Annotated in this window: 14 protein-coding genes; 4 read left to right on the top strand and 10 right to left on the bottom strand. The window is 71.7% G+C overall.

Annotated features, from left to right (window positions below; all coding sequences use genetic code 11):
• The 7 genes from GA0115242_RS33960 to GA0115242_RS33930 all read right to left on the bottom strand — a co-directional run bounded on the left by GA0115242_RS33960 (position 1) and on the right by GA0115242_RS33930 (position 7,317).
• Positions 1-540, bottom strand: coding sequence for a hydrogenase maturation protease (locus GA0115242_RS33960; RefSeq protein WP_093835440.1), 540 nt, complete (start codon positions 538-540; stop codon positions 1-3).
• 112 nt (positions 541-652) lie between these two features.
• Entirely contained in the window at positions 653-2,053 is a 1,401-nt protein-coding gene (locus GA0115242_RS33955; protein WP_093835438.1) for a hypothetical protein, read from the bottom strand.
• On the bottom strand, positions 2,050-2,742 hold the full coding sequence (locus tag GA0115242_RS33950) for a DUF6084 family protein (protein WP_093835436.1): 693 nt from the start codon (positions 2,740-2,742) through the stop codon (positions 2,050-2,052). The genes GA0115242_RS33955 and GA0115242_RS33950 overlap by 4 nt, the downstream gene beginning before the upstream one ends.
• Positions 2,739-3,434, bottom strand: a complete 696-nt coding sequence (locus tag GA0115242_RS33945; RefSeq protein ID WP_093835434.1) for a DUF5947 family protein — start codon at positions 3,432-3,434, stop codon at positions 2,739-2,741. Before GA0115242_RS33945 ends, GA0115242_RS33950 begins: the two co-directional genes overlap by 4 nt.
• The gene (locus tag GA0115242_RS33940; protein ID WP_093835432.1) at positions 3,431-4,408 is read right to left on the bottom strand and encodes a NifU family protein; all 978 of its coding nucleotides are present in this window, start codon (positions 4,406-4,408) and stop codon (positions 3,431-3,433) included. Before GA0115242_RS33940 ends, GA0115242_RS33945 begins: the two co-directional genes overlap by 4 nt.
• 1 nt (position 4,409) lies before the next feature.
• Positions 4,410-6,182 carry a nickel-dependent hydrogenase large subunit gene (locus GA0115242_RS33935; RefSeq protein WP_093835430.1) on the bottom strand — a complete coding sequence of 591 codons (1,773 nt, stop codon included), beginning with the start codon at positions 6,180-6,182 and terminating at the stop codon, positions 4,410-4,412.
• A gap of 79 nt (positions 6,183-6,261) precedes the next feature.
• On the bottom strand, positions 6,262-7,317 hold the full coding sequence (locus tag GA0115242_RS33930) for an NADH-quinone oxidoreductase subunit B family protein (RefSeq protein ID WP_093835428.1): 1,056 nt from the start codon (positions 7,315-7,317) through the stop codon (positions 6,262-6,264).
• 150 nt (positions 7,318-7,467) lie between these two features.
• Between GA0115242_RS33930 and GA0115242_RS33925 the strand changes: the two genes are divergently transcribed.
• Both GA0115242_RS33925 and hypB read left to right on the top strand, forming a co-directional pair.
• Positions 7,468-7,830: a hydrogenase maturation nickel metallochaperone HypA/HybF gene (locus GA0115242_RS33925; RefSeq protein ID WP_256089821.1), complete on the top strand. Its 363-nt coding sequence runs from the start codon at positions 7,468-7,470 to the stop codon at positions 7,828-7,830.
• Positions 7,831-7,834: 4 nt separating this feature from the next.
• A complete protein-coding gene (gene hypB, locus GA0115242_RS33920) occupies positions 7,835-8,599 on the top strand; it encodes a hydrogenase nickel incorporation protein HypB (RefSeq protein ID WP_093835424.1) in 765 nt (254 codons plus the stop codon).
• Here the strand turns inward: hypB and GA0115242_RS33915 are convergent.
• From GA0115242_RS33915 to GA0115242_RS33905, 3 genes are read right to left on the bottom strand one after another with little or no spacing between them, the layout of a single operon-like run.
• A complete protein-coding gene (locus GA0115242_RS33915) occupies positions 8,596-9,402 on the bottom strand; it encodes an MBL fold metallo-hydrolase (RefSeq protein WP_093835422.1) in 807 nt (268 codons plus the stop codon). The genes hypB and GA0115242_RS33915 overlap by 4 nt on opposite strands.
• Positions 9,399-9,959 carry an ester cyclase gene (locus GA0115242_RS33910; protein WP_093835420.1) on the bottom strand — a complete coding sequence of 187 codons (561 nt, stop codon included), beginning with the start codon at positions 9,957-9,959 and terminating at the stop codon, positions 9,399-9,401. Before GA0115242_RS33910 ends, GA0115242_RS33915 begins: the two co-directional genes overlap by 4 nt.
• 11 nt (positions 9,960-9,970) lie before the next feature.
• Complete coding sequence (locus GA0115242_RS33905) at positions 9,971-11,077, bottom strand: hypothetical protein (RefSeq protein WP_093835462.1); 1,107 nt, start codon at positions 11,075-11,077, stop codon at positions 9,971-9,973.
• A gap of 97 nt (positions 11,078-11,174) precedes the next feature.
• Here GA0115242_RS33905 and GA0115242_RS33900 point away from each other — a divergent pair, with 97 nt between their 5' ends.
• Positions 11,175-11,894, top strand: a complete 720-nt coding sequence (locus tag GA0115242_RS33900; RefSeq protein ID WP_176729964.1) for a TetR/AcrR family transcriptional regulator — start codon at positions 11,175-11,177, stop codon at positions 11,892-11,894.
• 110 nt (positions 11,895-12,004) lie between these two features.
• The coding region (locus tag GA0115242_RS33895) for an alpha/beta fold hydrolase (RefSeq protein ID WP_141721853.1) at positions 12,005-12,396 on the top strand (392 nt) is incomplete at its 3' end.

The raw sequence follows: 12,396 nt of genomic DNA, 5'->3' as shown, positions 1-12,396 counted from the left end.
TCAGGACCTCCGGGTCCGTTCGGGCGCGGGTGTGCGGGCGGGACGCGGTGCGGGGGAGGGACCGGCCGCCGTCAGCCGGGCGACCAGCGCGCGCACCTCCGCGACCGCCGGGGGGACGGCCGCGGCGACCGCCTCGCTGAGGCCGATGCCCTCGCCGACATCGGCGGGGGTGCAGCCCACGAGGTGGGTCAGCGGGAGCGTACCGCCAAGTTTGGCCAGATTTGCCAGCACTGCGACCGGATTCATGCCGTGTGCGTCGAATTCACCCGTACCGAGGTCGTCCACCCCGACCTGGAGCAGGGTCAGTTCGCCGGGCACCCCACCGCCCGCGCAGGCGTCCACCAGGACCAGCGCGTCGTACCCGTCGAGCAGGTCGTAGGCGAGGTGCATGCCCCGGATGCCGTAGTCCACGACGCGCACGCCGCCGGGCAGCGGCTCGCCGTCCGCGGCCAGCCGCCGCACGACCTCGGGACCGAAGCCGTCGTCACCGAGGAAGAGGTTGCCGATGCCGGCGACGAGCACGCCGCGGGCCTCGCTCACATGGAGCGCATTCTCACGTACCTGCGGATGTCGGGGATCGACCGCAGGCCGACCACGACGGCGACCGCCGCGACGGCGGCGGCCACACCCGTGGTGACCAGTCCGAGCGTTCTCACGATGGGTTCTCCTTCCGGGACTGCGGTGCGTCGGTGCCGTCCCCGCCGAAGTCGGCGGGCAGCGGCTCCAGTTCGTCGGGGGTGAAGTAGAAGTAGCGGCCGTACCAGTCGTGCAGGTCCGCCGCCGGGTCGTCGACGAGGACGAGGGCGACGTGCGTGCCACCGTCGACGTCCGAGAGCACGGCCGTCACCCGTGCGACCTGACCGGCGAAGAACAGGTCCTGCGCGTCGGCGCGCCGTCGGGGCGTGACCCGCACGAGGCTGCCCTTGGTGACGGTGACGCCGTCGATCAGCACACCGTCCGACTCCGGTGACACGGACGCGTCGGCGGCCGGGTCCCACCAGGGGGCGCCGCCGGTGTCGAAGGCCGCGTCCTCGCGGCCCGGATCCCGCAACAGGCCGTGCAACTGCTGGAGTTGACCCGGCGCCATCGCGTCGCAGCGGTCGATGATCTCCCGGGCCCGTGGATCGGTCGCCCGCGCCTCGGCCTTCTCCCGCTCCGTCATCGTCATCACCCGCAGCGTGAGGATCTCGTCGATCTCCGTGGAGTCGAACAGCGCGCCGCCGCTCTGCTCGGCGATCTCCGGGTGGTCGTAGAGGATGATCGGCGCCCCGAGCACGGTGTCCGCCGACCCCTTGGCGCCCGCCAGCACGGGCCAGCACCGCCGCTGTGCGCAGCGTGCCGCGGCGGCGGCCGCCTCCGGCGGGGGCTCGCGCAGCGAGAGGAACGACGCGCCCCGCGCCCGCAGGAGCAGATGGGCGCCGATGAGGGAGGCGTGGATCGCCGCGTCCTTGCCGGTGACCGCCCCGGGGTGCTCGTTGTCCACGGACACCGCCAGCCGCAGGAAGCCGTCGTCCTCCTCGACCCGGGTCCGCACCCGCACGGTGAGGGGGTCCCTCAGCCGCGCGATCCGGCCGACCGCCGTCCCGTCCGCGTCGGTGAGATCCTCGCTCTCCTCGCCGCCCGGGACCGTGCGGACCTGATCGGTGGCACCGGTCAACGGCACCGCTCCCAGGTCGACTTCGCACTCGACGGCCTCGTCCCAGGTGAGCACCGGGTGCCCGGACACGTCGAGCCGGGCGACGGCGCTCTCGGTGCCGTCCGCCTCCCGGCGCAGCACCTGGCGCACCTGGTGCTGGAGGAAGCGCAGCAGCACCGTGACCTCGCCGGGACCCGGCGCGTCTGCGGGGACCGAGAGGAGGCACTGCATCGCCATGCCCGGATCCTCCGCGAAACTCGCGGGCGTCGCCGACGGCGGTCCGAGGACCCCGAACTGCCAACGGGACTGGTTCTTGTGGGAGCTGGCCCGGTACGGGTACAGCAGGTACCCCTCGTACAGCACCGCGTCGGCGATCTCCCGCACCGGGTCCAGGCCGGCCGGTGTCGTCCCGGTCACCGGACCACCTCGTCGAGATCGTCGGTGTCGGCGCCCGCCGCGCCCGCCAGCAGCGTGCGCACCGTGTCGTCCCAGCTGATCAGGCCGTGCCGTTCACGGAACTCGGCGAAGCTGCTGAGGACGTCGTGCTCCAGCCTGATCCACCCGGACTCGGGGAAGTGGAAGCCCATCATCTGCCGCCAGACGGCGACCGGCAGGTCGTGGCGTGCCTCGCAGTCCCAGGGCACCTGCCGCACCGCGAACCCCGAACCGCCCTCCGCCGGGCCCTTGGTGAAGACCGTGCCGGAGAACAGCAGCTCGATCGGGACGGTGCCGTCGCCGAGCGCGTGCAGATAACGGGAGCCGACGACGTCGAAGTCGTAGGTGCAGGGCAGCGCGAGGTCGGCCTCGGTGGCACCGGTGAACCCCTGCACGGTGGTGTTGCACTGCATCCACAGGAACGGCCGCAGCGTGTCCGACCACCGCTCCCGTCCCCCGAACAGGCCCCGCAGGCCCTCCTGTTCGGCCTGGTCGTAGGAGCGCCGCTGCGGCGCGATGCGCACCTGGCAGCGCAGCACGATCGCGTGGATCCGCTCGCCCGAGCGGTCCTCGATCCGTACCCGCGCGGTCAGTTGGGGCGCCGCGCTGTACGGCTCGGCGACGATGTCGACGACCGAGAAATCGAGGCCCTGGGTCCGGGGACCGGTCATGAGACGTCCTCCGCCGCGGTCGGTGCGGTCGCGGGCCGCGCGTCCGCGGGTCTGGCGCGCGCGTCGATCCGCGCGAAGAACGAATCCATGGCGGCGTGCGCCTCCTGTCCGCCGTCGAAGCCGCGCCACACCGCGCGCAGCCGTCCGACGAGTTCGTAGCAGGCGTCGATCGGCACCAGATGGCAGGAGGCCGCGCCCGCGCCGCCGCCGTCGGCGGTCCGCCGCACCAGCAGCGCCTCGACGTCCGGGCGCACCGTGGCCAGCTCGGGACGGGCCGTCAGCAGGGCGGTCCAGGCGGCGAGCGGCAGCTCCGACTCCGTCGCCCCGGCCGGGCCGGGGTAGAACGCGACGACGCGTTCCTGGGCGGAGTTGCGGAACAGGAACGCCAGACCCACCGGGATCTCCAGCTCGTCCCAGGCCCGCGCGTCCAGGGGCGGCCCGTCGAACGTCAGGTAGCGCTCGGGCACCGCGCGGTAGCGCAGCCGCGCCCCGTCGTCGGTGAACAGCAGCCAGCAGGCCCGGCAACTGCACAGCAGGCTGCGGTTCTCCAGGGCGACGACGTGCTGGTGCTCCGCGCCGACCGGGACCGCGCACATCTCGCAGCGCTCCCCGGTGACCGGCGCGGGACGGTTGCGGCTGAGCCGCAGGAGCGTGGCGGCCGGTGATCCGGCGCGTCGGGCGGGCGCGGTCACGGCGCGGCCACCGGCAGGGTCGGGACGGCGACCGCGACCGACGCGCCGTCCGCGAGGACCGGCAGCGGGTCCAGGTGGGCGCCCGCCGCGTCCGCGTCGACACAGGCACCGGCCCGCCGGACGTCGTAGTGCGCCCGGCAGCCGGAGCAGCTCAGCACCCCGTCGTTCGCGCCGCCGCCAAGACGCCGGGCCAACGTCGCGCCCTTGAAGGGCCGTTCGCAGCGGGCGCAGCGGTCCCGGAACGCGAACAGGTCGGGGCCGATCCGGCAGACCACCACCGGCAGCCCGCCGACCGTCAGCCGCTCCACCCCGCCGGACTCGAGCGCGAGCAGCGCGGGTACCGGCTGCCAGTCCGCGCCCGGTGCGGCCGGGGCGTCCACGACCGCCCCGTCGGGACCGGTCTCGTGCAGCCGGGAGAAGAGGGAGTCCACCGGGACCAGCGCACCCGGCGTCCCGTCCGCGGCCGCCTCCTCCACCTCGATGGCGGTGACCTCGGGCGCCGCCGCCTCGACCGCGCCGCGCACCGCGAGGGCGAGGGTCGCCGAGGACGAGGGGCAGCCGTCGCAACTGCCCAGCAGCCGCAGCCGTACCGTGCCCTCCGGCGTGACCGCGACCAGTTCGACGTCGCCGCCGTGCGAGCCGAGGTAGGGCCGCACGCTCTCCAGCGCCTTCTCGACCCGGGTCTCCACGCTGTACGGGTGCAGCCCGTGCACCAGCAGCACGCTCGCCACCAGGTCGTCGTCGGCCAGCGCGGCGAGGACGGGATCGTCCAACGCGCCGTGCTCGTGGACCAGTTCGAGCAGCCGCTCGATCCCGGCGCCGTAGAAGTCCGTGACCAGCCGCACGAGTTCCTCGCTGCGCTCGCGCGCCGCCTCGCCGCCCGCCGCGCTCGCCGCGATCAGGGTGTCGATGCGCTCCCCGGTCGCCCGCCAGGTGTCGGCGGGCGCCTGCGCGTGCGTCTCCCGCTCCGCCATGTCACTCACTGCCGGCGGACTGCGTCGGCGAGTGCAGCAGTTCCAGCTTCTTGCCCTCGCCGAGATACATGTGGACACCGCACGGGAGGCAGGGGTCGAAGCTGCGCACCGTGCGCATGATGTCGATGCCCTTGAAGTTCTCCCGGTCGTTCTCCTCGAAGATCGGCTGGCCCTGCACCGCGTCCTCGTAGGGGCCGGGCGTCCCGTAGCTGTCGCGCGGGCTCGCGTTCCACGGAGTGGGCGGGTACGGATGGTAGTTGGCGATCTTGCCGTCCTTGATCACCATGTGGTGCGAGAGCACCCCGCGCACCGCCTCGGTGAAGCCGCAGCCGACGCCCTCCTCGGGCACCTCGAACTTCTCCCAGGTCTTGGTGCGTCCGGCCCGGATCTCCACCAGCGCCTTCTCGGCGAAGTGCAGCGCGCAGGCCGCCGCGTACGCCTGGAAGTAGCTGCGCGCCCGGTTGCGCTCGATGGTGTTGCTCCACTTCGGCACCCGCCACTCCAGCTCGACCGGGCCCTTGGTGGCGGTCTTCGGCAGGTTGATCTTCACGCTGTCGCCGGTGGCCTTGACGTAGCCGATGTCGACCAGGCCCGCCAGCGCCGTGACCCAGAGCCGGGCGAGCGGCCCGCCGCCGGTGTCGAGCGCGAGGTAGTCCTTGCCGTCGAACCAGCGCGGGGACATCACCCAGCTGTACTTGTCGCCCAGGTCGCGCTTCTGCGGCTTGGGGTTGGTGTGCTGGTTCCACGGGTGCCTGCGGTCGACCGGGTTGCCCAGCGGGTCGTGGGTCACGAACGTCTCCTGCTCGTCCCAGTCGTTGTAGTACGACGAGCCGAGCAGGATGCGGATGCCGAGGTTGATCTCCACCAGGTCGGTGGTGACGAGCTTGCCGTCGACGACGACACCGGGGGTCACGTACATCTTCCGACCCCAGTCGGTCATGTCCTTGTACGCGAAGTTGCAGTGCTCGGGGTCCTGGAACGAGCCCCAGCAGCCCAGCAGGATGCGGCGGTTGCCGACCTTCTCGTAGCCGGGCAGCGCCTCGTAGAAGAAGTCGAAGAGGTCGTCGTGCATCGGCACGACCTTCTTCATGAACTCCACGTACCGCTGGAGACGGGTGATGTAGTCCGTCATCAGCTGGATCGTCGCGACCGTGCCGACGCCGCCCGGGTAGAGCGTGGAGGGGTGGACGTGCCGCCCCTCCATCAGGCAGAACATCTCCCGGGTCATCCGGCTGACCTGGAGCGCCTCGCGGTAGAACTCGCCGGTGAACGGGTTCAGCGAGCGCATGATGTCGCCGATGGTGCGGTACCCGTGGGCGTCGGCGTGCGGCGAGGGCGTGTTGTTGGCCTGTTCGAGGACGCCCGGGTTGGTCTCGGCGACCATCTTCTCGCAGTAGTCGACCCCGACCAGGTTCTCCTGGAAGATGTTGTGGTCGAACATGTACTCGGCGGCCTCGCCGAGATTCACGATCCACTCACCGATGTGCGGCGGCTTCACGCCGTACGCCATGTTCTGCGCGTAACAGGAACAGGTGGCGTGGTTGTCGCCGCAGATCCCGCAGATCCGGCTGGTGATGAAATGCGCGTCGCGCGGGTCCTTGCCCTTCATGAAGACCGAGTAGCCGCGGAAGATCGAGCTGGTGCTGTGGCACTCGGCGACGACCTTCTGCTTGAAGTCGATCTTCGTGTAGATGCCCAGGCTCCCGACGATGCGGGTGATGGGATCCCATGCCATCTCCACCAATTGGCTCTTGCCCTGGCTCGTCGCTGTCATGAGGATGCCTCTTCTTCCTATTTCGTACGTCACCAGGTGGAGATCAGGGATGCCGCGTGTGCTGTCTTCTGCTGCCGGGTCACCAGGTCCGGGTGGCGCCGCTCGTCAGTTCCCCGCCGCGCCTGCGCCATTTCGGTTCGGTGTCCAGGGTGTGCGTGGTGATCTGCCGCAGCCGCCGCATCGTCGCCCCGTACAGGCCGACGGCGTTGGTGGAGAGTTTTCCGCCGGGCGGCTCGTCCATGAACGGCATGAACTTGTCGGGGAATCCGGGCATGGTGCAGCCGATGCAGATGCCGCCGACGTTGGGGCAGCCCCCGATGCCGTTCATCCAGCCGCGCTTGGGGACGTTGCACTTCACGGTCGGTCCCCAGCAGCCCAGTTTCACGATGCACTCGGGGGAGCCGTACTCGGTCGCGAAGTCGCCCTGTTCGTAGTACCCGGCCCGGTCGCAGCCCTCGTGCACGGTCCGGCCGAAGAGCCAGGTGGGGCGCAGCTCGTCGTCGAGGGGGATCATCGGGGCCTGGTCGGTGGCCATGTAGAGGAGGTAGGTGAGCGTCTCGGAGAGGTTGTCCGGCTGGATGGGGCAGCCGGGCACGCACACGATGGGGATGCCGGCCTTCGACTTCCACTCCCAGCCCAGGTAGTCGGGCAGGCCCATGGCGCCGGTGGGGTTGCCCGACATGGCGTGGATGCCGCCGTAGGTGGCGCAGGTGCCGACCGCGACGATCGCCGTCGCCTTCGGTGCCAGCCGGTCGATCCACTCGCTGGTCGTCATCGGCTGCCCGGTCGCCGGGTCGTTGCCGAAGCCGGACCAGTAACCCTCGTTGTGCAGCTTCTCGTTGGGGATCGACCCCTCGACGATCAGCACGAACGGCTCCAGCTCGCCCCGGTCGGCCTTGAAGAACCACTCCAGGAAATCGTCCGCGCCGCCGGTGGGGCCGCACTCGAAGTCGATGAGCGGCCAGTGCATCGCCACCTGCGGCAGGCCGGGCAGCGCACCCAGCGCGATCTCCTCGACACTCGGCTGGGTGGCGGCGGTGAGCGCGACCGAGTCGCCGTCACAGCTCAGACCGGCGTTGATCCACAGCACATGGATGAGGGTGTTCTCCGCTTTTATCGCTGCTTCTGTCGGCATAGCCCGCTGCCTTCCGGGATCTGGACCGCCTGATACCAGCGAGTGCGGTATCACTCGCATTGCTACCATCTAGAATCCGTTGGCCTGTTCTGTCAACACGAGATTCATTCGGGCGGCGGGCCCTTCCCGCGGCATTCCGCTGCCGTTCGGGTGAAAAGAAAAACCGGCGAGGCGGGTCCTGAATTGCATGAACTGTCAATCACCCAGAGCATTGTCGACGCCGTCTGCGAACAGGCCGCCGGACGGCCGGTGCGTACCGTCCTGGTCCGGGTGGGAATACTGACCGCCGTGGTTCCCGATTCCCTGCGGTTCTGTTTCGACCTCACCACCGCGGGCACGGTCGCGGAAGGCGCGCAACTCGAGATCGACCAGCCGCCGGGAACAGCGCACTGCCGGGCGTGTGAGAAGGACTTCGCCCTCCCCGATCTTGTATTGCTGTGTCCCTGCGGCAGCGCCGACGTGGCCGTCACGTCGGGGCAGGAGCTGCAGATCGTCTCGATGAGAGTGGGCTGACGACATGTGCGGTACCTGCGGTTGCCACGGCGGACCGGGCGAGGGCGGCGGGCCGGGGCTCGCGGTGCCGCACGCCCACCCGCACGATCACGACCAGGTGGGGGAGTCGCCGTCGGGCGCGGGGGAGACCATCACCCTGGAGCAGCGCGTCCTCGGCAAGAACGAGGAGCTGGCCGACCGCAACCGCGCCTGGCTGGCCCGGCGGTCCGTCGTCGCCGTCAACCTGATGAGCTCGCCCGGGGCGGGCAAGACGACCCTGCTGGAGCGGACCGTCCGCGACCTCACCGGCCGCGACCGCCCGGTCGCCGTCATCGAGGGCGACCAGGAGACGGCGCTCGACGCCGAGCGGATCCGCCGGGCGGGCGGCTCCGTCGTTCAGGTGAACACCGGCGCCGGATGCCATCTCGACGCGGAGATGGTCGAGGGCGCGCTCACCGCGCTCGACCCGGACACCGGGTCGCTCGTCCTGGTCGAGAACGTCGGCAACCTGGTCTGCCCGGCTCTCTTCGACCTCGGCGAGCGGAGCCGGGTGGTGATCATCTCGGTCACCGAGGGAACGGACAAGCCGCTCAAGTACCCGTACATGTTCGCCGTCGCGGACCTGGTGATCATCAACAAGGTCGACCTGCTGCCGTACGTCGACTTCGACCCCGACCAGTGCGTGGCGTACGCCCGTTCCGTCAACCCGGGACTGCGCGTCCTGACCCTCTCCGCGACCACCGGGGAGGGCCTGGACGCCTGGTACGAGTGGCTGGAGGGCCGCGCCTAGGCGGCCTCCCCGCCACCCGCCGCGCGGGCGCGGGCCGCGGCCAGAAGACCCGGGTCGTGCGAGCACACCACCATCAGGTCCTGCGCGTCGGACGCGCGGAGCGCCGCGATCCGCGCCTGGTTGGCGCGCAGGGCCGCGATGTCGTGGGCCACCAGGCGCTCCTGCGCCCGCAGCGCCCACGGGACGGGGGACGACCCGTCGAGGGTGCCGGGGTGGTAGAACGCGTCACCGCAGTGCAGCACCCAGTGGTCGCCCGCGTCGATCGCGACGGCCGCGTGCCCCCGGGTGTGACCGGGCACGGAGAGCAGCACGACACCGTCGTCGATCTCGGTGAGTTGGCGCGCGGCCGCGAACCCGCGCCAGCGCTCCCCGGTCGGCTCGTGCTCCACGAGCCGTGGCCGGTGGGCGAGTTGGGGCCGCCGGTAGCGGCCGCGCTCCAGGAAGGTGGCCGGGGACAGCGCCCCGCGCGCCTCCGCCGCCGTCACATGGACCCGGGCCCCGGGGAAGTCCGCGAGGCCGCCGATGTGGTCCAGGTCGAAGTGGGTCGCCACGATGTGGGTGACGTCCTCGGCGCGGAACCCCAGCTCCGTGATCTGGTGCAGCGCCGTCTCGCGGGGGTCGAGCGCCGGACGCACCAGGTGGCGCATCGCGCCGATCCGGCGCCCGGGTTCGGCGATGTCCCGCGTCCCGTAGCCGGTGTCCACGAGCAGCAGTCCGGTGCGGGTCTCGACCGCCAGGACGTGGCAGACGAGCCGGGCACCGGGCAGCCGCATCGTCCCGCAGTCGAGGTGATGGACCCTCACCCGAGGTCCTTGGGCTCGGTGGTGTCCAGGAGCCGGGGGTCGGGCGCGGCGCCGGCCATCCCGAGGGCGCCCCTGAGGATCCGCGCGAGCTTCAGCAGCCCGCTCGGCCTGCGCCGGTCGACGCCCGCCACGAGCTGCTTCAGGATGGTCAGTTGGTCGAAGTAGATGCGCTCGGTGACGAGGTTCTCGTCCTCGTCGAAGATGAAGTAGGCGCTCATCCGGGTGCGGTGGGCGGAACCGGTGGCCGGTATCCTGCCCAGCGGCCCCCGGTGCGTGCCCGTCAGCCAGAACTCGACGATGACGGCGTCCGCGCTGTGCCGGAAGGCGATGATCTCGTGGTTCTGGTCGGGGAACGCCACGCGGGTGTCGTCGTAGTACCCGCGCACCTCCGCGTCGCCGTCGTGCACCCGCATCATCGCGATCAACTCGTAGTGCGGGTGCGGGAAGGTCGACAGGGTCGCGTCCCAGTCCTGGGCGACCTCGTCGTGGAAGTGGTCGAGGACGAGCTTCTCGCGGGCGCGGAGCACGGACTCGGGCGGCAGGGCGAAGCGGTTCATGGGCGGGCTCGCTAGCTCGTGTGGGTGAGAGTGCGGTGGCTGAACGTCGGGTTGGTGCCGGGGTTGGTCCAGGCGCCGGTCAACTCGCTCGACGGGAAGAACTGGAGGAAGCGCGGGTCGTCCTGGGACGGGTCGGCGAGGGTCTTCTCCAGGACGACGGAGTTGTACTGATCGGCCGTCGTCTCCAGCGAGTTGGCGTTGAGGACGACCTCCTGCCCCCACTCCCTGCTCCAGCGCGCGAGGCCGGGCAGCCGCGAGTGCTCCGGCGTCAGGCACTCGGCCGCGATGACGTTCTCGCTGCTGACCCAGACGCCCGTCGAGGTGTGCAGCACCAGGCTCTGGTTGCCGAACACGTGCCCCGGTGTCTTCACCACCGCGACGCCCGGTCCGAGGAGCACCGAACCCTCGATCGGCAGGAACGCCCCGGGCGGCACGTCGCGGTAGGTGCCGGGCTGGTACCAGGGCCGCTGGAGCGGGTGCAGCTCGGCCATGGCGGCGAGTTCGTCGCGCTGCACGACGACCTTGGCCCGGGGCAGCAGCGGCTCGGGGCGGCCGCCCAGGTCGTCCTGGTGGGCGGTGGTGCCCACCCAGCGGCGCAGGTCCTGCGTGTGCAGATGGTCGAAGAGCACGTAGTCGACGTCCTCGGGCGCGATGCCGAGCCGGGCCAGATGGCCGAGGACCGTCTCGTGCTCGGTCACCATCCGGCGGGCGAGGACATCGGGGGTGCGCTGGGCGAGCCGGTCGAAGTACGGGGTGTACTTGCCGAGTTCGACGTCGCTGGGCTCGAACAGCAGGACGCGCGAGCGCCCGTCGGTGTCGTGCCACCGGATGACCAGCATGCGGTTGGTGATCGACAGGAACGGCGCGACGGAGCGGGACGCCCGGAAGAGACCGAACCGGGTCGGGTAGGGCAGCGTGACGAGGTCGCAGGTGGTGACGGAGTCCGGCCTGCCCGTCGTCACGAACTCCCGTTTGAAGTCGGCGCCCTGGCGGCGGGCCGCGGCGAGTCGCGCGCCGGGACCGCCGGGTACGGCACCCAGGTCGGTGAGCGTGTCGACGGGGGTGCCGATCGTCGGCAGGTCCACCACGTCGGTCGCGCTCCACGGAAAGCTCGCCATCCGGGCCTCCACTCGTTAATTCCACACCGTGGATAAATCAGAGCCATGTTTATAGTCCACGCCGTGGGTTTTTACAAGGCTGAGGCATGATGGACCGGTGACGACCACAACGGCGCCCGCCGCGAACGGGCCTGGAACCCCGTCCCGCCGAGGCCGGCCCCCCAAGGGCGCGTCCACGCTGACCAGGGCGGCCATCGTCGGGGCGACCCTCTCCCTGATCGACGACGAGGGCGTCGAGGGCGTCGGCATGCGCACCGTCGCCCGGCGCCTGGGCGTGGACGCCAAGAGCCTCTACAACTACGTCGACGGCAAGGACGACCTCCTCGACGCCGTCGCCGAGCACATCCTGATCGGCCTGGCCCTCCCCGAACCCACGGGCTCCCTCGCCGCCGACCTCCGGGCCGTGGGCCGGACGTTCCGCGCCAACACCCTCGCCCACCCGCGGGCCGCGGCACTGGTCCTCACCCGTCAGCTCGACTCGGCGGCCGCCCTCCACCCGACCGAGCGGCTCCTGTCGATGCTGCGGGCCGCGGGCTGCCGTCCGGCCGAGGCCGTGCACCTGCTGCGGACGCTGCTCGCCACGGTCGTCGGCACCCTGCTGCGCGAGGTGACCGAGGGTCCGACCTGCGGCGAGGTCGGGCCCGAGGTGGAGCGCGGGCGGCGCGCCGACCTGGAGGCGTCGGGCATGCCGACGCTGGTCGAGGCCGCCCCCCACCTCGCCCGGTTCGACCACGACGAGGAGTTCGAGTACACCCTCGACCTCCTCGTCACCGCCGTGACCAGCCGGGTCGGCGGGACCTCAGGCACGGACCGGTGACCGTCTGACGGCACTCCGCCCGCCGGGCGGCGACCAATCCGCGCCGCGCCCCGCTCCGGATCACCCGTGGACCCGCGAACGGCGGTTCCCGGGCGGACGAGGGAGCACGGATGGCACAGCAGGAGCGGGCGGCGGCCGCGGAAGCGGCCGGGGCGGGTCGGAACGCGCTGGTGGCGAGCCGCGTCCCGGCCGAACCCCGGGCCGCCGTGCTGTTCCTGCACGGCGGCCGGGCCGACAGCCGCGCGCCCTCCCGGCCCTGGCACCTGGCGGCGCTGCGGATGCGGCCCTTCGTCCGGGCCGTCGCCGCCGCGGTCCCCGGCGACGTCCTGCTCGGGGAGGTCCGCTACCGGGTGCGCGGCTGGAACGGCCCGGACGCCGATCCGCTGCGCGACACCCGGCGGGCGCTGGCCGAGCTGGCGCGGCGGTACGGGGACGTCCCGACCGTGCTCGTGGGGCACTCCATGGGAGGCCGCGCCGCCCTGCGCGCCGCCGTCGCCCCGCA

The organism is Streptomyces sp. SolWspMP-5a-2 (genome assembly GCF_900091845.1).
Taxonomy (GTDB): Bacteria; Actinomycetota; Actinomycetes; order Streptomycetales; family Streptomycetaceae; genus Streptomyces; species Streptomyces doudnae.
Note: the sequence above shows the minus strand (reverse complement) of the source record. Positions and strands in the feature narration are given on the sequence as shown.

Bases quoted from the DNA above. Each gene is read 5' to 3' on its own strand.
- GA0115242_RS33940 (WP_093835432.1), bottom strand. From the start codon at position 4,408: ATGGCGGAGCGGGAGACGCACGCGCAGGCGCCCGCCGACACCTGGCGG.
- hypB (WP_093835424.1), top strand. From the start codon at position 7,835: ATGTGCGGTACCTGCGGTTGCCACGGCGGACCGGGCGAGGGCGGCGGG.
- GA0115242_RS33930 (WP_093835428.1), bottom strand. From the start codon at position 7,317: ATGCCGACAGAAGCAGCGATAAAAGCGGAGAACACCCTCATCCATGTG.
- GA0115242_RS33950 (WP_093835436.1), bottom strand. From the start codon at position 2,742: ATGACCGGTCCCCGGACCCAGGGCCTCGATTTCTCGGTCGTCGACATC.
- GA0115242_RS33910 (WP_093835420.1), bottom strand. From the start codon at position 9,959: ATGAACCGCTTCGCCCTGCCGCCCGAGTCCGTGCTCCGCGCCCGCGAG.
- GA0115242_RS33935 (WP_093835430.1), bottom strand. From the start codon at position 6,182: ATGACAGCGACGAGCCAGGGCAAGAGCCAATTGGTGGAGATGGCATGG.
- GA0115242_RS33905 (WP_093835462.1), bottom strand. From the start codon at position 11,077: ATGGCGAGCTTTCCGTGGAGCGCGACCGACGTGGTGGACCTGCCGACG.